Origin of the sequence: Flaviramulus aquimarinus (assembly GCF_039543205.1) — a bacterium.
GTDB classification, from domain to species: Bacteria; Bacteroidota; Bacteroidia; order Flavobacteriales; family Flavobacteriaceae; genus Flaviramulus_B; species Flaviramulus_B aquimarinus.
This window is the reverse complement of record NZ_BAABJH010000001.1, coordinates 1,537,240-1,558,177: the sequence shown is the minus strand read 5'-3', so window position 1 is coordinate 1,558,177 and position 20,938 is coordinate 1,537,240. Positions and strand designations below refer to the sequence as shown.

Below are 20,938 nucleotides of genomic sequence, written 5' to 3'. Positions count from 1 at the left end.
ACTGAAAGATCATGCCAAATGTATCTAAACACATTCTAGTAATTCGTCTCTCAGCCATGGGCGATGTGGCTATGACCGTACCTGTTTTACGAGCCCTTCTACAACAATATCCAGAAGTAAGAATAACTGTTTTAACACGTGCTTTTTTTGGCCCTTTTTTTAGAGATTTGCCAAATGTTAAGGTTTTTCCTGCTGAGGTTAAAGGTAAACACAAAGGTGTTTTTGGCTTATACAAACTTTCAAAAGAATTAAAAAACTTAGGAATTGATGCCATTGCCGATTTACATAATGTACTCCGAAGTAATATTCTAAAGGTGCTATTGTCAGCAATACCATGTATTCAGATTTATAAAGGCAGAGCAGAGAAGAAAGCTTTAATAACTGGAAAAAAATTCACAAAACTTAAAACCACACATCAGCGATATGCCGATGTTTTTGAGGCATTGGGTTATAAATTGGATGTATCAAATCCTATATTTCCGGAAAAGAAGGTTTTAAATGAAAAACTTAAAACATTTTTAGGAAAAGGGTCAAAAAAACACATAGGCATTGCGCCTTTTGCAGCACATGAAGGCAAAATGTATCCATTAGATGTCATGAAAACGGTTGTTAAAACACTATCAAAAGCGTATAACATCGTTTTATTTGGAGGAGGAGAAAAGGAAATTCAAATTTTAAATGACTTAGAATACAGCTTTACCAATGTCATTAATATAGCAGGAAAATTAACCTTAGATGAAGAACTAGATGTTATTTCCAATTTGGACGTGATGTTGTCTATGGACTCAGGAAATGCTCATATTGCAGCCATGTTAGGCGTAAAAGTTATTACCATTTGGGGCGTTACCCATCCGTTTGCTGGTTTTGCACCGTTCAACCAACCTGATGATTACATGTTATTGACAGATAGAGAGCAGTTCCCTTTAATACCAACATCAGTGTATGGTAATATATATCCAGAACATTATAAGGAAGCTTCTAGGAGTATTTCTCCAGAAACTATTATTGAAAAAATTAGGTTTTTAGTCTAAAAATCTAGCGTTCTAATTATCTTACACCTCTAATTTAAACATCGTCAAAATCAATAACAATATTCGAGGTGGTTGGATGCGCTTGACAGGTTAAAATCAAACCCTCTGCAACTTCGCTTTCAGTTAAAATATTATTTTGCCTCATCGTAGCCTCACCTTCTTTTATACGAGCTAAACAACTACTGCAAATACCACCTTGACAGGAATAAGGCGCATCTAAGTCTTCATCTAACGCCGCTTCTAGAATTGTTTGCTTTTGAGACATTTCAAACGTTGAGGTATCGTCATCAACCGTTAGTGTTATAATTGTTTTGCCAGTAGCAATATTGTTTTCTTCTTCAACTTCAGCAGGCTTAGCAGCTTTAAAAAGCTCAAAATGAATACGGTTTTCGTCAATATCATGTTCTGTTAAAACATCCTTAACTGTATGAATCATAGCCTCAGGTCCGCAAAGGTAAAAGGCGTCAACTTCAATATGCTTATGCTTGTTTTTCATAACATAATTAACTGTGCTTTTTTCAATTCGACCAAAAATAGCATCATTCTCGTCTTGTTGACTAAAAACAAACTGAACAGAAAAACGATCCTTATATGTATGCTGAAGTTCTAAAAGCTCATTTAAAAACATCGTGTCTTTTGTTGTCTTGTTACCATAAACCAGGATGACCTTGCTATAGACTTCCTCTTCTAAAGCACATTTTATAATACTTAAAACAGGGGTAATGCCACTTCCTGCAGCAAAAGCTGCTATGTTTTTTGTTTTTGAGTCGTTAGGCTCAAAAGTAAAACGTCCTTTAGGCGGAGCGACTTCAAGAGTATCACCTACCTTTAATGTACTATTCGCATAAGCCGAAAATGTACCATCTTTGACCTCTTTTACAGCAACTTTTATTTCGCCACTTTTTGGAGAAACACAAAGTGAATAATCACGACGAATTTCATGGCCATCAATTTCGGTTTTTAAAGTAATATATTGTCCAGCTTTAAAAGCAAATGTGTCTTTTAGGTTTTCAGGAATATTAAAAGAAATACTAATAGCTTTATCGGTTTCTCGTTTAATAGTTTTAATAGATAGTTTGTGAAATGATGACATGTAAAATTGTTTTCAGCAAAAATAGTGAAGCCATTAAATAAATAAGATGAATTTGTATAAAAATATAAAGAACGCCTCTTAACTTTTTGTGTTTCACTGAAAATGAGATAATCCTGAACCGTTAGGGTTCCAGTTGAGGCATATATGCGAGAAAAGAAAAAAAATGCCCCTACCTGTTAATTTCTAGTCAGATAGGTTTCAGAAGATATAAAAAATCAAGATAAATTTAATACATAAATAATCTATACATAATAAATTTATGTATTATATTTGAAGCCTTATGAAGAATTCGGAATTATATAAAGGCAGTTTAATTACAATCATTTTAAAACTTTTAAATGAGCATGATAAAATGTATGGTTATGAGATTACAAAACGCGTAAAAGAGATTACCAAAGGCGAACTTCAAATTACCGAAGGGGCTTTATATCCCTCTTTGCACAAACTACAAGCCCAAGGGTTTTTGGATGTTGAGGTGGTTAATATTGGTAAAAGGCAACGTAAATATTATGAACTTACAGAGGAGGGCACCAGAGAAACAATTAAAAAGCTTGCTGAATTAGAACATTACATAAAAACAATGCGAGCCTTAGTGAATCCAAAGTTTCGTATGGCATAATAGTGTAAAAAAAAGTCAAGATAAGTTCAAGATCAATGTAACATTTTAAAACTTTAGAACACTAACTATTTGGCAACTTTAAAAAGTTTAAACAAGTTCAATAGTCATAACATAATTTAAAATGATAAAACGGTTTTTAAGTTTAGAGTGGAAATCTTTTTTTCGCTCTGCTAGTTTTGGGAAAAGCTTAGGCACAAAAATAGTTATGGGCTTTTTTTCATTATATCTTATAGCCGTCTTTTTAGGAATGGGTTTGCTTTTATATCCGGGACTTCAAAAGTTTTTTCCAGACAAAAATCCATTACTTATTGTAAATAGCTTTCTTTTTTACTGGATTTTAGGCGATTTAGTTCTCCGGTTTTTCTTTCAGAAACTCCCAGTAATGATAGTAAAACCATTACTAACCCTACCTATCAAAAGAGCTAAGATTGTAAATTATATTCTGGGTAAATCAGCGGTATCCTTTTTTAATGTTTTACCGTTATTTGCTTTTATACCTTTTGGGGTTGTATTAATGATTAAGGGCTACCCCATCGATTCGGTTATAATATGGCTGCTAACCTTAGTTATTGTCATACTTATTATCAACTTTTTGAATTTTATTGTTGAAAGCTTTTCGGCAGAAACCGACTTGTCTTTTTTACCACTTATCATATTTGCAGGGGGACTATTAGCACTTAACTATTTTGATATTATTTCTTTTAATGAAATTGTTGGACATGGGTTTAATGCCATTTATGAAACCCCAGTTCTAATTAGTATTCCTATGCTGATTTTAATAGGGCTCTATCTATTCAATTTTAAATTGTTGAGACAAAAACTATTTTTGGATAGTGGCTTAAAAACAAAGATTAAAGCAATAAACACATCCAATTTAGATTGGACAAAATTTTTTGGAGACATGGCACCTTTTATGCAATTAGACTTAAAGCTAATTTGGCGTAACAAGCGCACAAAATCAACACTTTGGATATTGGCCTTAGGTCTTTTTTATGGATTGGTTTTTTATCCCGATCCAGATTATCAAAGTATGCCATGGTTTTATGCTTTTGTGGGCATTTTTGTAACAGGTATATTTTTAATGAACTTTGGACAGTTTATACCTGCTTGGGATAGCGGGTATTATAAATTATTAATGAGCCAGAACATAAAATATGAACAATATTTAAAATCAAAATTCACATTAATGGCATTGAGTGTCATTGTCCTGTTTGTTCTTAGTATACCATATGTTTATTTTGGATGGAAAATTTTATTGGCTCATTTTGCAGCAGCAATATATAATATAGGAGTTAACACGCATGTCATTATGTATGGCGGGTCATTTAATCGAAAAAAAATAAATTTAGATCAAAAAGCTGCTTTTAATTATCAGGGAACAGGGGCTGTGCAATGGCTTATAGGTATTCCTCTAATGGTTTTACCAGCTGGGGTTTTTGGAGTTTTTTATGCCCTATTCAGTTATGAAATAGGGTGCTTGTCCCTTGCTGTTATTGGTGTTTTTGGGATTATTTTCCATCAAAAACTCATGAAAATAATTACAGTAAAATATTTAGAATCTAAATATAAAATGATTGATGCTTTCAATCAAGATAACTAATACGATACAATTATGATAATAACATCAAACTTATCAAAAAAATATGCTGGAAGTCAAGTTTTGAATATTGAATCTTTAGAAATCCCTAAAGGACAAAGCTTTGGTTTAGTGGGTAATAATGGCGCAGGAAAAACAACGTATTTTAGTTTGCTTTTAGATTTAATTCAACCCACAACAGGATCTATTAAAAATAACGAGATTCAAGTAAACCAAAGTGAGGATTGGAAGCCCTTTACAGCTGCTTTTATAGATGAAAGTTTTTTAATAGGCTATTTAACAGCCGAAGAATATTTTTATTTTATTGGTGAATTACGCGGTCAAAATAAAGCTGATGTAGATGCACTTGTAGCGCAATTTGAGGACTTTTTTCACGGAGAAATTTTAGGACAAAAGAAGTATTTACGCGATTTAAGCAAAGGCAATCAGAAAAAAGCAGGTATTGTTGCAACACTAATAGGTAATCCAGAAGTTGTTGTTTTGGACGAACCATTTGCAAATTTAGACCCAACTACTCAAATTCGATTGAAAAGTATTGTTAAGGATTTAGCTGAAAAACAAGGTGTTACCGTTTTAATTTCAAGTCATGATTTAATGCATGTTACAGACGTTTGCGAACGTATAGTAGTCCTGGAAAAAGGAGAAATAGTTAAAGATTTAGTGACTAGCGCAGCAACTTTAAAAGAATTGGAAGCCCATTTTTCGGGGAATGAAGTGGTTTAAAATGATAACATAAAAATTCTCGGAGTTTTCATGGGATACACAGAGCACTTTTTGATTGTTTTCAGAATTTTATGTTGATTTACATTTAGTATTCACAGCTAATGGTTTTTCTCTGAGAGTTTCCGTGAAAACTCCGAGAACCTCTGCAAAACAACCTATAACCTTACAGTATTTACTCTTCGACCGAATGTCTCTATAAGACCAATTTGTCCGACAATCATTAGCTAAATCGAAAAAGATGCTTATTTTTACGTTTACATATAATAATAGCAACAGTTTATAGTTATTATTTAGATTAAAAATACCAGCGTTGAAAACATCGTTTAAAGTCATATCAAGTATTGTACTTTGTGCTTTTTTATTAGGAAGTTGTTCCAGAAAAAAGGATAAGTTTATTAACAGAAACTTTCATGCCATAGCCACCGAGTTTAATACACTTTACAATGGTTACATAGCATTAGAACAAGGAAGAAATAATCTTAACGAGGCCTATTTTGATAACTATTGGGATGTGTTACCCATTGAGCGCATGCAAGTATTTGAAGATATTGTACTGCCAGGGCAATCTAAAAATGAAAACTTTACAAGAGCCGAAGAAAAAGCTGCAAAAGCCATCCAAAAGCATAGTATGAATATTAGCGGGAAAGAAAAAAATCCGCAAATGGATGAAGCTTATTTACTGTTGGGAAAAGCTAGGTACTTCGATCAACGTTTTATCCCATCATTAGAAGCATTTAATTACATACTCTATAAATATCCAGCTAGTGATAAGATTAACCAAGCCAAGGTTTGGCGCGAAAAAACGAATATCCGTTTAGATAATAATGAACTGGCTATTAAAAACTTAAAGCGATTATTATTTCAAGAAGAACTCGAAGGACAAGATTTGGCAGATGCCACATCTATACTGGCCCAAGCGTATTTAAACACGAAATCTGTCGACAGTGCCATTACCCAGTTGGAAATAGCTTCAAATGCTACAAAAAGCAATGATGAACGTGGGCGTTACCGATTTATTCAAGGTCAACTATATAACAAGCTAGGTTATAAGGATAGTGCGAACATAGCCTTTGATAAAGTTATTGAGCTGAATCGTAAAACGCCAAGAATTTATATGATTACCGCACATCTCGAAAAAATTAAAAACTTCGATTATGAAAATGCTAATAAATTAGAAGCTTCTGAACTACTTGCAGAACTTGAAGAGAATAGAGAAAACAGACCTTTTTTAGATAAAATTTACCACCAAATAGGCGAATATCATTTAAACAACAATTCAGATTCTTTGGCTGTAGCCTACTATAACAAATCCTTGCGAACCAATTCCAAAGACAAATTGCTTAAAGCCAGAAATTACGAAATTCTTGGCGACATGAATTTTGATGCTTCCGTATATGCCGATGCAGGCAAATATTATGATAGTACCATGAGTAGTTTGGTCTTAAACTCGAAGCCTTATCGTGTTATAAAACGCAAGCGTGATAATCTGGAAGATGTTATTTATTATGAAGCTATTGCTAAAGTAAATGACAGTATTTTAAAGTTAGTAAATTTACCAGAAATGGAACGTGTTGCTTATTTTGAAAACTTTATAGAAGTATTAAAAATTAAAGCAAAAGAAGAAAAGGAAAAAGCAGAAGCCGCAGAACGTAATAGCGGTTTAGTAACAGTTGATAATAAAATAGATGGCCAGCCTGTGCGGGCAGGAACACCAAATCAGGCCACTTTATTTTATTTTTACAATTCTACAACAGTAGCCTATGGTAAAAATCAATTTGTGAAAATTTGGGGCGATAGGCAATTAGAAGACAATTGGAGATGGTCCAGCAAAGGAATTTCAAGTGGCGTAAGCACATCATCGACAGATGCTATTTTAGCATCAGCTTCAGATGAAGAGAAGTTCGACCCGCAGTACTATATTTCAAAAATACCTTCAGAAGAAAAAGAAATAGATAGTATTTCTAAAGAGCGTAATTACGCGTATTATCAATTAGGCTTAATTTATAAAGAGAAGTTTAAAGAATACGGATTAGCAAAAAATAAATTTCAAAACTTACTGGATAGCAATCCTGAAGAACGATTAATATTACCTTCAAAATACAATCTGTATAAAATTTACCAAGCCCTAGAGGAAAATGATGAAGCTACTATTGCAAAAAACGAGATTACTTCAAAATATCCAGAATCCAGATATGCAACCATTATAAACAATCCAGAATTAGTTTCAGGTAAAGATGAAAATAGTCCTGTGAGTTTATATGAAGCCTTATATTTTCAGTATGAAAGTCAGGAATATACTGATGTTATTTCTAAAAGTGAAGACTATATAAATAGATTTGATGGCGAGCCTATTGTTCCAAAATTCGAATTGTTAAAAGCAACAGCAACAGGCCGTTTAGAGGGTTATAACGCCTATAAGAAGGCTATAAATTATATAGCAATTACCTATGCTAATACATCAGAAGGGAAGCAAGCTCAAAATATAGAAACGAATATTTTACCTAAATTGGCAAATAAAGAATTTGTAGCAGAAAATGACAGTATATCTAATAATTACAAAGTTGTTTATCAATTTAAAAACTCAGAACCAGAAGAGCTTTCCGATTTTCAAAAAACATTAGATGAGGTTTTGGAAAATATAAAATATTACAAATTAAACTCATCAAAAGATGTTTATAGCCCCAATACAACATTTGTAATTGTTCATGGCTTAAAAAATGGAGTTGTAGCCAGAACGTTTGACCAATTATTAACAAAAGAAGATAAACAAAAAATAAAAGCCCCTTATTTTGTAGTAACATCTACAAATTATCAAATCATTCAAATTCATAAAAATTTGGATACTTATATGCATATTGATAATAATTAAACTTACACATTATGTTCTCTGAAAACAAAAAAGAAAAACAAATGACAGAAGGTACATCAAACCAAAATATTATTGCGCAAGGCACTAAGATGGTTGGCGATTTTAACAGTGAAGGCGATTTTAGAATTGACGGTATTATAGATGGAAATATTAAAACCTCAGGAAAAGTGGTCGTAGGTAAAGCGGGATTGATCAAAGGCACGTTACATGGTACAGATGCTTATTTTGAAGGAAAATTTTCTGGTAAATTAGCCTTATCGGGCACACTAACTTTGAAGTCATCTGCACATATTGAAGGTGAGGTTGTTGTCGGTAAATTAGCTGTAGAACCAGGTGCCACATTTAACGTAACCTGTGCAATGAAAGGCACTGTAAAAGAAATGAATAATGGCGGGCAAGCAGCAGTACAACAACAAGAGCAACAACAACAAAGAAAGCCTCAAGGAGGGAAAACAGCTTAAAAACGTTGCCATTCTATCTGGAGTTGCATTTCAAATGGGCATTACCATATATCTGTTTGTTATGCTTGGTAGATGGCTAGATTCTAAATTTAACGATGGCGATAAATTGTTTATCATTATAACAACACTACTAGGAGTCGCTATTTCATTGTATGTAGTTCTTAAACAGGTAAATAGAATTAAATATTAATTCATTGATGAGTAATCCTTTTACAAGCTTTACAATAAAAGCTATTATGCTTTTAGCGCTTGCTTTTATAGTTCATTTAACTATTTTAAGTTTTTTACAGTTTCCTTTATTCGAAAATAGGATCGTACTATCCTATATAGTAAACCTTATTTTAGTTATAATTATTTTTGGAATTCTTTATTTACTAAAAGAAAAATATAAAAGCCAATTAGGGTTCCTGTTTTTGGCAGGGAGTTTTTTGAAATTCGCTATTTTTTTTATACTATTTTATCCGTTTTACAAGCTTGATAGTACAATAACTAAATTAGAGTTTGCGGCTTTTTTTGTTCCCTATGTTATAGGCCTAATACTAGAATCTGTTAGCCTTAGTAAATGGCTGAATAAACTAGATTAGGAACTTAAAACTTGCCCTTACAAATATCATTGCAAATAAAAAGCAAAATTGTTTTGGTTTTTGATATAAAAACATACCTTTGCACCGATTTTTAAGCCACTATTATATAGAGTGATATGCGAAGAAAAATATCTTTAAAACCAATTACATTATTACTGCTTTTATTAACCTTCGTTTCTTACGGAAAAGAACAAGAAGGTCACGGTGAACAAAAAACCGACAGACAAGCATTTGTAAAAGCATATATCCAACACCACTTAAAAGATTCTTACGATTTCGGATTATATTCTTATACATCAGACGAAGGAGAAGATAAACACGTAGGTTTCCCATTGCCAGTTATTTTATGGGATAATGGATTAAAAATATTTTCATCGTCTAAATTTCATCACGGAGAAACTGTTGCAGAAGTTGGTGGAGATTATTACAAAGTACATCACTCAAAAATTTATAAGGTAGATGGTCCTAATGGACAGATTATAGAAGATGACCATCATCACGCTACCAACGAAAAACCATTAGATTTTTCAATCACTAAAAATGTATCGTTGATTATCTTAGTATTTGCAATCATGTTCTTTATGTTTAGCAAAATGGCAAAAGCCTATAAAAAGAACAACGGCATGCCAAAAGGTATTGGGCGTTTCTTAGAACCAATTGTGCTTTATGTTCGTGACGAAATTGCACGACCAAATATTGGAGAAAAGCATTATAAGAGATATATGAGTTATTTATTGACCGTATTTTTCTTTGTATGGATTGTTAACTTGTTTGGTTTAACACCAATAGGAATGAACGTAACTAACAATATAGCGGTAACGTTATGTTTAGCGCTTATAACATACTTAATCACAACGTTTTCTGGAAATAAAAATTACTGGAAACATATTTTTTGGATGCCAGGTGTACCAGTTCCAATGAAAATTATATTAGCACCTATTGAATTATTAGGAACCATAATTAAGCCGTTTGCGTTAATGATTCGTTTGTATGCTAATATTACAGCAGGACACGTGGTATTAATGAGTATAATAGGAATGATATTTTTATTCCAAAACTGGTTAGGGAGTTCATTATCATTTTTACTAGCATTTGTTTTAGCTATACTAGAATTACTAGTAGCAGCTTTACAAGCCTATATTTTTACAGTACTCTCAGCACTATACTTTGGTATGGCAGTTGAAGAACATGATGATCATCACTAATTTGTTGATGATTTTTATAAATTGAATGTTTAATTAATTATATATATATATTATGGAAATTCCAGCTATCGTAGGTGCAGGTTTAGTAGTAATTGGAGCAGGTATTGGTATTGGTAGAATCGGTGGTTCTGCTATGGAAGCAATCGCTCGTCAACCTGAAGCTACAGGAAAAATTCAAACGGCTATGCTTATTGCAGCAGCCTTAATTGAAGGTATTGGATTTGCTGCATTATTTGCAGTATAATACAAACAAGATACAGCTATAACGGTTGGTTATAGCTGTTCTTTTAATTAAACATAAGTTTTTTAGAAATATAAATTATTATGGGAAAATTATTCGAAGACTTTTCATTAGGATTGTTTTTTTGGCAAGCAGTACTATTTATAGCACTTATTTTTTTATTGAAAAAGTTTGCTTGGAAGCCAATATTAGATTCAGTTAATGATAGAGAAGAAGGCATTAAAAATGCATTAGACTCCGCAGAAAAAGCGAAGTTAGAAATGGAAAACCTTCAAGCTGACAATCAAAAATTATTAAAAGAAGCTAGAGCAGAGCGCGAAACCATGTTGAAAGAAGCACGTGATATCAAAAATAAAATGATTGACGATGCCAAAGGAGAAGCTCAAGAGCAAGCAAATAAAATGATTGAGCAAGCACAAGCCGCTATTGAAAGTGAAAAGAAAGCAGCAATGGCTGAACTTCAAAATCACGTAGCAGGTTTATCTTTAGAGATTGCAGAAAAAGTAGTGCGAACTGAATTATCTAACAAAGACAAGCAATTAAAATTGGTTGAAACGATGTTAGGTGAAAAATCATTAAACTAAGTTATAATGGCAGGAGCAAGAGCAGCAATACGTTACGCAAAGGCACTATTAAGTTTAGCATCAGATCAAAAGGCAGCAGGCGCTGTAAATATAGATATGAAGTTAATAGCTAATACCATTGCAGAAAGTAAAGAGCTAAGTGACATGCTTCAAAGTCCTGTAATACCTTCTTCAACTAAAAAGTCAGTTTTGTTAGATATTTTTAAAAAATCAAACAAAACCACACTAAGCTTAATCGATACTTTAATCACGAATAACAGAATTGATGTTTTAGGTCATGTAGCTTCAAAATACAATCAGTTATTTGATGAATCAAAGGGCATTGAGTTAGCAACGGTTACTACGGCAGTAGCTTTAACAGATACTTTAGAGAAGAAAGTTTTAGCAAAAGCTAAAGAACTTACAGGTAAAAATGTTGAAGTAGAAAATATTATAGATGAAAGCATTTTAGGTGGTTTCATTTTACGTATAGGTGATGTGCAATACAACGCAAGTGTTGCAAATCAACTAAACCAATTAAAAAGAGAATTTACATTAAACTAAGATATTTATATATCTAAATAAACAATAAGATGGCAGAAGTAAAACCAGCTGAGATATCAGCAATCTTAAAAAAACAACTTTCAGGTTTTGAAGCTAGTGCTTCATTAGATGAAGTAGGAACTGTATTAACTGTAGGTGATGGTATTGTACGTGCTTACGGATTATCTAACGCGCAATATGGTGAGTTAGTTGAATTCGAAGGCGGATTAGAGGGTATTGTACTTAACCTTGAAGAAGATAACGTTGGTATTGTATTATTAGGAGGGTCTGTAGGCGTGAAAGAAGGATCTACAGTAAAACGTACAGGACGTATTGCTTCTATTAATGTTGGAGAAGGCATTGTTGGTCGTGTTGTTGATACTTTAGGAAACCCTATTGATGGTAAAGGACCAATTTCTGGTAAAACTTACGAAATGCCTTTAGAGCGTAAAGCACCAGGTGTTATTTTCCGTGAGCCAGTTACTGAGCCATTACAAACAGGTATTAAGTCTATTGACGCTATGATTCCTGTAGGTCGTGGACAACGTGAGTTGGTTATTGGTGACCGTCAAACTGGTAAAACTGCAGTTTGTATTGATACCATCTTAAATCAAAAAGAATTTTATGATGCAGGTGAGCCTGTATTCTGTATATATGTTGCCGTTGGTCAAAAAGCATCAACAGTAGCTTTAATTGCTAAAACATTGGAAGAAAAAGGTGCTTTAGCTTATACAACTATTGTTGCGGCAAACGCATCCGACCCTGCTCCAATGCAAGTATATGCCCCAATGGCAGGTGCTGCAATTGGAGAGTATTTTAGAGATACTGGTAGACCAGCTTTAATTGTTTATGATGACTTATCAAAACAAGCCGTTGCTTACCGTGAGGTATCTTTATTATTACGTCGTCCACCAGGACGTGAGGCGTATCCAGGTGACGTTTTCTATTTGCACTCTAGATTATTAGAGCGTTCTGCAAAAGTTATCAATGATGACGATATTGCTAAAGACATGAATGACCTTCCAGATTCATTAAAACCATTAGTGAAAGGAGGAGGTTCTTTAACAGCTTTACCAATTATTGAAACACAAGCGGGTGACGTATCTGCTTATATTCCAACAAACGTAATTTCTATTACAGATGGACAAATCTTTTTAGATGGAGATTTATTTAACTCTGGTGTACGTCCAGCAATTAACGTAGGTATTTCGGTATCTCGTGTTGGTGGTAATGCGCAGATTAAATCCATGAAGAAAGTTGCAGGTACTTTAAAATTAGATCAAGCACAATATCGTGAATTAGAAGCATTTGCTAAGTTTGGTTCAGATTTAGATGCGGTGACTTTAAACGTAATTGAAAAAGGAAAACGTAACGTTGAAATCTTAAAACAAGCACAAAACGATCCATTTACAGTTGAAGATCAAATTGCAATTATTTATGCAGGATCTAAAAACTTATTGAGAAACGTTCCTGTTGAAAAAGTAAAAGAATTTGAAAGAGATTTCATTGAATTCTTAAAAGCTAAACATGCAGATGTGTTAAGTACATTAAAAGCAGGGAAATTAACTGATGAAGTTACAGATACATTAACAGCTGTAGCTAAAGATCTGTCGGGGAAGTATTAATTTAGACCTTAGACGTTAGACTCTAGACAATAGTCTAAAGACTACAGACTAATTACTAAAGACTAAATAATGGCAAATTTAAAAGAAATACGTAATAGAATATCATCAGTATCTTCAACGATGCAGATTACCAGTGCCATGAAAATGGTATCGGCTGCAAAGTTAAAGAAGGCACAAGATGCTATTACAGCAATGCGTCCTTATGCTGATAAGTTAACGGAGCTTTTACAAAGTTTAAGCGCCACTTTAGACGCAGATTCTGGTAGTGCATATTCTGAGCAACGTGAATTAAAGAAAGTGCTTTTAGTACCAATTACTTCTAATAGAGGTCTAGCAGGAGCATTTAATTCAAACATCATTAAGGAAGTTAATAAACTAACAGATGAAACCTATGCAAATCAAGAGGTTTCGTATTTAGCTATTGGAAAAAAAGCAAACGATGCTTTTAAAAAAACCAATAGAGTTATAGCTAATAAAAGTGAAGTTTATGACGATTTAACCTTTGACAATGTTGCTGAAATTGCTGAATTGTTAATGGATAAATTTGTTGCTGGCGAGTTTGATAAAATCGAAATCGTTTATAACAAATTCAAAAACGCAGCAACTCAAATTGTAATGACAGAGCAGTTTTTACCAATTGTCCCTGTTGAAGGTGAAGCTAATGCAAACTCAGATTATATTTTTGAGCCATCAAAACTAGAAATTGTTGAAGAGTTAATACCTAAGTCTTTAAAAACACAATTATATAAAGGTATTAGAGATTCATTTGCATCAGAACACGGTGCCCGTATGACGGCCATGCATAAAGCAACGGATAACGCTACTGAGTTAAGGGATCAATTGAAATTAACTTACAACAAAGCACGTCAAGCAGCAATTACTAATGAAATCCTTGAGATTGTAGGTGGAGCAGAAGCTTTGAATAACTAATTAAGTATTATTATGCTGCCCCGATAACTATCAGGGCTATTTTAGCATCTCATATAAAAATTATAAACCTAACTTTAACGAGTTAGGTTTTTTTGTTATAAAAGCCTTATTTTTAGCATGAAAAACACACAATTTTTTTGAGCGTACTCAAGTCTTTATTTAAACAAACATTTATCTATGGTTTAGCAACTGTACTTCCCAGAATGTTGAGTTTTTTATTAGTGCCACTTTATACCACAGAAGGTGTGCTTTCTTCGGTTGCAGAATATGGAGAGGTTTCTGTTATTTTTTCTTATTTCGTACTATTCAATGTGATTCTAGCTTACGGTATGGAAACCGCTTTTTTCAGGTTTTTCAATAAAGAAGATGATAAAGATAGCGTAACCAGTACAGCCGCAATGTCATTAGTCATTACGTCAATTGGATTTTTTATTCTAGGCTTTTTATTCAAAAACCAAATATCAAGTTTAATCGATATTGATGTAAAATATATCAGGTTAGTTCTATGGATTTTACTATTAGACGCCTTGGTTATTATACCCTTTGCATGGCTAAGAGCTAATGAAAAACCAATGCGCTACGCAATTATTAAAATTTTTAATGTTATCATTAATATAAGTTTAAATGTGTTCTTTTTATTGGCATTACAAGGTTTAGCTTCTAATAATACTATGCTTGAAAGCATATACATTCCAAACTTTGAAATTAATTATATTTTTATAGCAAATTTAATAGCAAGTGGAATCACACTTTTATTAATCTTTCCATTTTACGCTAAAATCAAATATAAATTCGACAATGTTTTATGGAAGAAAATGATAAAATATGCGACTCCAGTATTAATTGCAGGCGTTGCTTTTTCAATCAATGAAACTTTTGATAGAATATTATTGGATTATCTATTACCTGAAAATATTGCCAAAACAGAAATAGGCATGTATTCAGCTTGTTATAAACTAGCATTGTTTATGACACTTTTTGCTACTGCATATCGTTTGGGAATAGAGCCTTTTTTCTTTAGCCATGCAAAAGCTGAAAACCCTCAAAAGAATTATGCTAGAATTTTAGAATTTTTTGTTGCATTTGGTTCAATCATATTACTAGCAGTAGTTGTTTTTGCGGATATGTTGAAATTAATTATTGTGAGAAGTGAAGATTATTGGGAAGCCATGTGGATTGTACCTCTAATTCTTACAGCAAATTTTTGTTTAGGGATTTATCACAATCTTTCAGTTTGGTATAAAATAACAGACAGAACAAAATTTGGTGCGTATATATCAATATTTGGCGCATTATTAACATTAGGATTAAACTTTTGGCTAATTCCTATTATAAGTTATAAAGGCTCTGCCATAGCAACTTTAATTGCTTATGCATCAATGATGTTATTGTCTTATTATTTTGGAAGAAAATATTATCCAATACCATATAACCTTAAAAAAATAATTATGTATTTGTTCCTTTCAGTAACACTTTCAATGCTATCTTTTTATCAATTTAGAGGCGTTTATATTGTTGGAATATCTATGTTAATTGTATTTTTGGGCATCGTATATTATGCTGAACAGAAAGTTATTAAGCAACTTTTAAAAAAATAACATGCAAATAAAAATAATAAACAAATCAAGACACGATTTACCGCATTATGAAACTATGGCTTCCGCAGGCATGGATTTACGAGCAAGTTTAACAGAATCTAGAATTTTAAAACCTTTAGAGCGCACCATAGTTGGTACAGGTTTATTTATAGAGCTACCAGTAGGTATTGAAGCTCAAGTACGTCCTAGAAGCGGATTAGCTGCAAAAAAAGGCATTACAGTACTCAATGCACCTGGAACGATAGATGCTGATTACAGAGGAGAAATAGGAGTAATTTTAATTAATCTTTCAAGCGAAGACTTTACCATTAATAACGGAGAACGTATTGCACAATTGATAATTGCTAAACACGAACGTGCTGAATGGGATCAAGTAGAAGAGTTGTCAAATACTGATAGAGGTTCTGGAGGGTTTGGAAGTACAGGAACAAAATGATTGACGAATTACGATTAACGATTTCAGAATAATAATTCGTGAATTCGTATTAAAACAAATAAAGATATAAACGAATTAACATAAAATAATGAAAATAATAGTACCAATGGCAGGACGGGGTTCTCGTTTGCGCCCACACAGTTTAACCGTACCAAAACCATTAATCCCAGTTGCAGGACAACCTATAGTTCATAGATTGGTAAAAGATATAGCTAAAGTTTTAAAACAACCCATAGAAGAAATAGCCTTTGTTTTAGGTGACCCGGCTTGGTTTGGAGATGATGTAGTAGCAAGTTTAGAAGATTTAGCTAAAGGTTTAGGCGCCAAAGCATCCATTTATCGACAAGATCAACCATTAGGAACAGGCCATGCCATTATGTGTGCAAAACCTTCGCTTTCAGGGCCAGCAGTAATCGCTTATGCCGATACCTTGATAAGGGCAGAATTTGATTTAGATCCAACGGCAGATAGCGTGATTTGGACAAAACAAGTGGACAATCCAGAAGCATACGGCGTGGTTAAATTAAATGCAAACGATGAAATTATAGAACTTGTTGAAAAACCAGAAACCTTTATAAGTGATCAAGCAGTAATAGGCATTTATTATTTTAAGGATGTTGCCACTTTAAAAGGAAAACTACAAGAAATTCTAGATGAAAACATTATGAATGGTGGCGAATACCAAATTAACGATGGAATAAAGCGTATGATGGCAGAAGGCAAAATATTCAAAACAGGAACAGTTGATGAGTGGATGGATTGCGGAAACAAAGCCATTACCATAGAAACTAATCAGCGTATGTTAGGATTTTTGAAAGCCGATGGAGAGGAACAATTAGTGGCAACATCAGCCAAATTGGAAAATTCGAATATTATAGAACCCTGTTTTATAGGTGAAAATGTAGTGCTAAAAAATACAACAATTGGTCCTTTTGTTTCAGTTGGCAATAATAGCATTATAGAAAACACAACTGTTAAAAATAGCTTAATACAAACAAATACAAGGATCAAAAATGCTAATTTAGACAATGCTATGATAGGTAATCATGTTAAGTATGATGGTAATTTCACTAGCATAAGTATTGGTGATTATTCGGTTTTGGAATAACAATTGATAAATATATAAATATGTATATTATACTATATTCCTTTCAAGTAAAACCTGAGAAAGAACAAAATTTTATAAAAGGTTGGAAGGATTTAACAAATTTAATATACAAACATGAAGGAAGTTTAGGTTCTAGATTACATAAACAAAGTGCATATCAATATGTTGCTTATGCACAATGGCCAGATAAAAGTACGTTTAAAGCATCTGGTGAAAAATTGCCAAAACAGGAAGCAGATAAAGCTAGATCTTTAATGAGGTCATCATGTGAAAACATAGAAATTCTAAATGAGTTAGAAGTTGTTGAAGATTTAATAAGGGTAAAACAAAATGACTAAGAAGTATATGAAAAAGCAATTTCATATAGTGTTTTTTTTCATCGGAATATTAATGCTTCCACAAGTAAACCATGCCCAATTAGATTTTACAGTTGAAAACGTTAAGCCTGATGATGACCTAGGCGATAACGATGACCAATTTCAAGAACTTTTTTATGAAGCCTTAAAACAAAAGGGCATTGAGAATTACGACAGAGCAGCAGCAGCCTTTTTAAAATGCATAGCATTAGATAATTCAGTACCCGTTTTATATTTTGAATTAGGTAAAAGTTATAACAAACTAAAAAATTTCGGAGCTGCAGAAGATGCGTTTAAGAAAGCTGTAAATAAAGCTCCAGAAAATGAATGGTTTTTAGACGAACTGTATGGCTTTTATGCAGAACAAAATGATTATGATAAAGCTATAAAAATAGTTAAGCAACTTGTTAAATATCACCCCGATTATAAAGAAGATTTAGCCTCACTTTATGTAAAAACAAAAAAGTATGATGATGCACTGCAAATTTTAGACGAATTGGATGCAACGTTTGGTATTTCCGTTTCGAGAGACCTCATGCGAAATAGAATTTATAATGCCACCGGACGCAAAAAAGATCAGATAAAAAATTTAGAAGAGCGTGTTGAAAGTAATCCAGATAAAGAATCAAATTATTTAGCACTCATTTTTCGCTATAGTGAAAACAACGAAAAAGAAAAGGCTTTTGAAACGGCTAAAGCGTTATTAAAAATTAATCCAAATTCGCAATTAGTACATTTAGCGTTATATAAGTTTTATTTAGATGACAATGATGCTAAAAAGGCTATAGAATCTATGAAAATTGTAGTTAAAAGCACTGAAATAAAACCAGAAGCTAAGCTTAAAGTATTAATGGACTTTGTGCAATTTGTTGGAAACAATCCGCAATATGAAGCAGATTTAGTAGAAGCCACAGCATTAGTTAGCGATACCAATAGTAAAACGCTTTTAGAATTAGGGCAGTATCATTTAACAAAAAACAACAAAGAAAAAGCCTTGGAATATTTTGAATCCGCTTTAAAATTAGAACCAGATAATTTTGGCATATTGCGTAATGTGATGTTATTATATATTGATTTGCAGAAATACGATGTAGCAGAACAAAAGAGTAACGAAGCCCTTGAAAAATATCCATCACAACCTTTATTTTATCTAATAAATGGTGTCGCCTTAAATGCATTAAATCAACCCAAAAAAGCTTTAGATGCTTTAGAATCGGGATTAGATTATATTATTGATGACACCAAAATGGAAGCCGATTTTTATAATCAATTGAGTAAAGCATATACACTATTAAACAATACTGCTAAAGCAAAAACGTTTAGTGATAAGGCAAAACAAATACAATCCTCAAATTAATGAGTAAGCATATACATATTATCTTAAGCTTGGTAGTGTTATTTCTGTTTAATTGTAAATCAGCAAAAACAATTAGTGCTAATAACGAAGCTAATTATAAGCTATCCACTAGGCAGTTAATAAAAGAAAACGCAAAACAAGAAGCCGCTTTTAACACACTTCAGTCCAGATTAAAAATAACATATATCCAAAAAGGAAAGACCCAAACCCATACAGTAAGTTTTAGAGCTAAAAAAGATGAAGCCTTATGGATAAATGCTACATTTTCAGTCATTAGAGCTTTAGTAACTCCCGAAAAAGTAAGTTTTTATAATAAGTTAGATAATACGTATTTTGATGGGAATTATAAATATTTGAGTGATTTACTCGGTACAGAATTAGATTTTGATAAAGTTCAAAACTTATTGATAGGCGAGGCATTATATAATTTAAAAGGTACAGATTACAAGGCTTCGGTTGATCATAAATCATATATACTTCAGCCAAAAAAACAACGTGAGTTATTCGAAATATTCTTTTTGTTAGACCCATCGCATTTTAAGGTTAAGTCACAACAAATATCACAACCCAAATCATTTAGGCATTTACAAATCGATTATGTATCACATCAAGAAGTTGATAAACAAATTCTACCCGAAAACATAAAAGTAATAGCTGTTGAAGCTAATAAAGAAACTATTATAGGCTTAGAATTTAAAAATGTATCATTAAATGAAGACTTGCGTTTTCCGTTTAAAATACCATCAGGGTTTAAAGCTATAGAATTGTAATGATTATTAGTAAACAGGCATATAAAATAATAGTATTGCTTAGTTTTTTGTTATGCGGAAGTTTTGCTTTTTCGCAAAACAACAAGCAAAAGCAATTAGAATCCCGTCGACAAGAATTACGTAGAGAAATTCAGAAAATTAACGAATTACGTGCTGAAAACAAGTCCAAAGAAAAATCGCAACTTTCTTTAATTGAAGATTTTAATTATAAGATAAATGTATTATCAAATTTAATTAAAGTGACTAATCAGCAAGCGAATTTATTAACACGCCAGATTAATTCAAATCAAAAAAAAATATCAAGTTTAAGAAATGAATTAAAACAATTAAAGGAAGATTATGCAGCTATGGTCGTGAAGTCCTATAAAAGTAAAAACCAGCAAAGCAGAATCATGTTTTTGCTGTCATCAAACGACTTTAAACAAGCGTATAAACGTTTGCAGTATATTAAGCAATACTCAGACCACCAAAAACAGCAAGGCGAAACGATAAAGGCAAAAACTGTTGAATTACAGGAAACCAATGCCAATTTATTAAAACAGCAAGAAGATAAGAAAATCCTAATAGCAGAAAATAGAGTTGTTCAAAAAACATTAGAAGCTGAGCGCAAGCAGCATCAAACCTTAATGGTATCTATAAAAAATAATTTGTCATTATATGCGTCGCAAATAAAGCAAAAGCAAAGGGAAGCCAATAGAATTGATAGAGAAATCAATCGCTTGATTAAAGCAGCAATTGCAAAGTCAAATAAAAAGGCAGGCAAAACCACGAGTTCAAAACGTTTTGCCTTAACTGCAGAAGAAAAAGTTTTAGCATCTAATTTTATATCCAATAAAGGGAAGTTGCCTTGGCCTGTAGAAAAAGGCTTTGTAAGATTAGGTTATGGCACGCAACCACACCCTATTGATAGATCGTTAACGATTAAAAGTAATGGGGTGCGTATTGCCACAGAAAAAGGGGCTAAAGTCAGGGCGGTTTTTGATGGTGAAGTGAGCGAAATACTTAAAATGAAAAATGTTAACCCTATAGTAATGATTCGCCATGGAAACTATTTGACCTTGTATAGAAATTTAGCTCAAGTTTATGTAAAAAAAGGCGATAAAGTAAGAACCAAACAAGTTATAGGAGAAGTGTTTACTAATCCATCAAGCGGAGAGACGATTTTAAGCTTTACATTATCTAAAGGTACTAGTACAGAAAACCCCGCTAGTTGGATTTATAAAATGTGA

General features: G+C 32.6%; 21 protein-coding genes. 20 read left to right on the top strand and 1 reads right to left on the bottom strand.

What is annotated here, in order from left to right:
- The first annotated feature begins 11 nt into the window (after nt 1–11).
- Complete coding sequence (locus ABD941_RS07270) at nt 12–1,031, top strand: glycosyltransferase family 9 protein (protein WP_345273429.1); 1,020 nt, start codon at nt 12–14, stop codon at nt 1,029–1,031.
- A 34-nt stretch (nt 1,032–1,065) separates the two neighbouring features.
- On the opposite strand, the gene ABD941_RS07265 is transcribed toward ABD941_RS07270, so the two are convergent.
- Nucleotides 1,066–2,124: a 2Fe-2S iron-sulfur cluster-binding protein gene (locus ABD941_RS07265; protein ID WP_345273428.1), complete on the bottom strand. Its 1,059-nt coding sequence runs from the start codon at nt 2,122–2,124 to the stop codon at nt 1,066–1,068.
- A 280-nt stretch (nt 2,125–2,404) separates the two neighbouring features.
- Here ABD941_RS07265 and ABD941_RS07260 point away from each other — a divergent pair, with 280 nt between their 5' ends.
- The 19 genes from ABD941_RS07260 to ABD941_RS07170 all read left to right on the top strand — a co-directional run bounded on the left by ABD941_RS07260 (nt 2,405) and on the right by ABD941_RS07170 (nt 20,938).
- Complete coding sequence (locus ABD941_RS07260) at nt 2,405–2,743, top strand: PadR family transcriptional regulator (protein ID WP_345273427.1); 339 nt, start codon at nt 2,405–2,407, stop codon at nt 2,741–2,743.
- 121 nt (nt 2,744–2,864) lie between these two features.
- Nucleotides 2,865–4,343: a DUF5687 family protein gene (locus ABD941_RS07255; RefSeq protein WP_345273426.1), complete on the top strand. Its 1,479-nt coding sequence runs from the start codon at nt 2,865–2,867 to the stop codon at nt 4,341–4,343.
- Between the two features lie 12 nt (nt 4,344–4,355).
- Nucleotides 4,356–5,063, top strand: coding sequence for an ABC transporter ATP-binding protein (locus ABD941_RS07250; RefSeq protein ID WP_345273424.1), 708 nt, complete (start codon nt 4,356–4,358; stop codon nt 5,061–5,063).
- Between the two features lie 310 nt (nt 5,064–5,373).
- A complete protein-coding gene (porW, locus tag ABD941_RS07245) occupies nt 5,374–7,932 on the top strand; it encodes a type IX secretion system periplasmic lipoprotein PorW/SprE (RefSeq protein WP_345273422.1) in 2,559 nt (852 codons plus the stop codon).
- A gap of 11 nt (nt 7,933–7,943) precedes the next feature.
- Nucleotides 7,944–8,393: a bactofilin family protein gene (locus ABD941_RS07240; protein WP_345273421.1), complete on the top strand. Its 450-nt coding sequence runs from the start codon at nt 7,944–7,946 to the stop codon at nt 8,391–8,393.
- Complete coding sequence (locus ABD941_RS07235; protein ID WP_345273419.1) at nt 8,320–8,583, top strand: AtpZ/AtpI family protein; 264 nt, start codon at nt 8,320–8,322, stop codon at nt 8,581–8,583. The genes ABD941_RS07240 and ABD941_RS07235 overlap by 74 nt, the downstream gene beginning before the upstream one ends.
- 510 nt (nt 8,584–9,093) lie before the next feature.
- Nucleotides 9,094–10,182, top strand: a complete 1,089-nt coding sequence (gene atpB / locus ABD941_RS07230; RefSeq protein ID WP_345273418.1) for a F0F1 ATP synthase subunit A — start codon at nt 9,094–9,096, stop codon at nt 10,180–10,182.
- A 52-nt stretch (nt 10,183–10,234) separates the two neighbouring features.
- Nucleotides 10,235–10,426, top strand: a complete 192-nt coding sequence (atpE, locus tag ABD941_RS07225) for an ATP synthase F0 subunit C (RefSeq protein ID WP_102756010.1) — start codon at nt 10,235–10,237, stop codon at nt 10,424–10,426.
- An 80-nt stretch (nt 10,427–10,506) separates the two neighbouring features.
- The gene (locus ABD941_RS07220) at nt 10,507–11,007 is read left to right on the top strand and encodes a F0F1 ATP synthase subunit B (protein WP_345273417.1); all 501 of its coding nucleotides are present in this window, start codon (nt 10,507–10,509) and stop codon (nt 11,005–11,007) included.
- Between the two features lie 6 nt (nt 11,008–11,013).
- On the top strand, nt 11,014–11,550 hold the full coding sequence (gene atpH / locus ABD941_RS07215) for an ATP synthase F1 subunit delta (RefSeq protein WP_345273416.1): 537 nt from the start codon (nt 11,014–11,016) through the stop codon (nt 11,548–11,550).
- A gap of 29 nt (nt 11,551–11,579) precedes the next feature.
- Nucleotides 11,580–13,154: a F0F1 ATP synthase subunit alpha gene (atpA, locus tag ABD941_RS07210; protein WP_345273415.1), complete on the top strand. Its 1,575-nt coding sequence runs from the start codon at nt 11,580–11,582 to the stop codon at nt 13,152–13,154.
- Between the two features lie 69 nt (nt 13,155–13,223).
- A complete protein-coding gene (atpG, locus tag ABD941_RS07205; RefSeq protein WP_345273414.1) occupies nt 13,224–14,084 on the top strand; it encodes an ATP synthase F1 subunit gamma in 861 nt (286 codons plus the stop codon).
- A gap of 137 nt (nt 14,085–14,221) precedes the next feature.
- On the top strand, nt 14,222–15,682 hold the full coding sequence (locus tag ABD941_RS07200; RefSeq protein ID WP_345273413.1) for an oligosaccharide flippase family protein: 1,461 nt from the start codon (nt 14,222–14,224) through the stop codon (nt 15,680–15,682).
- Nucleotide 15,683: 1 nt separating this feature from the next.
- A complete protein-coding gene (dut, locus tag ABD941_RS07195; protein ID WP_345273412.1) occupies nt 15,684–16,118 on the top strand; it encodes a dUTP diphosphatase in 435 nt (144 codons plus the stop codon).
- A gap of 88 nt (nt 16,119–16,206) precedes the next feature.
- Nucleotides 16,207–17,226 carry a sugar phosphate nucleotidyltransferase gene (locus tag ABD941_RS07190; protein WP_345273411.1) on the top strand — a complete coding sequence of 340 codons (1,020 nt, stop codon included), beginning with the start codon at nt 16,207–16,209 and terminating at the stop codon, nt 17,224–17,226.
- Nucleotides 17,227–17,246: 20 nt separating this feature from the next.
- A complete protein-coding gene (locus tag ABD941_RS07185; RefSeq protein ID WP_345273410.1) occupies nt 17,247–17,564 on the top strand; it encodes an antibiotic biosynthesis monooxygenase family protein in 318 nt (105 codons plus the stop codon).
- Between the two features lie 7 nt (nt 17,565–17,571).
- On the top strand, nt 17,572–18,939 hold the full coding sequence (locus ABD941_RS07180; protein ID WP_345273409.1) for a tetratricopeptide repeat protein: 1,368 nt from the start codon (nt 17,572–17,574) through the stop codon (nt 18,937–18,939).
- Complete coding sequence (lolB1, locus tag ABD941_RS07175; RefSeq protein ID WP_345273408.1) at nt 18,939–19,709, top strand: lipoprotein insertase outer membrane protein LolB1; 771 nt, start codon at nt 18,939–18,941, stop codon at nt 19,707–19,709. The genes ABD941_RS07180 and lolB1 overlap by 1 nt, the downstream gene beginning before the upstream one ends.
- Nucleotides 19,709–20,938, top strand: a complete 1,230-nt coding sequence (locus ABD941_RS07170) for a murein hydrolase activator EnvC family protein (RefSeq protein ID WP_345273407.1) — start codon at nt 19,709–19,711, stop codon at nt 20,936–20,938. The genes lolB1 and ABD941_RS07170 overlap by 1 nt, the downstream gene beginning before the upstream one ends.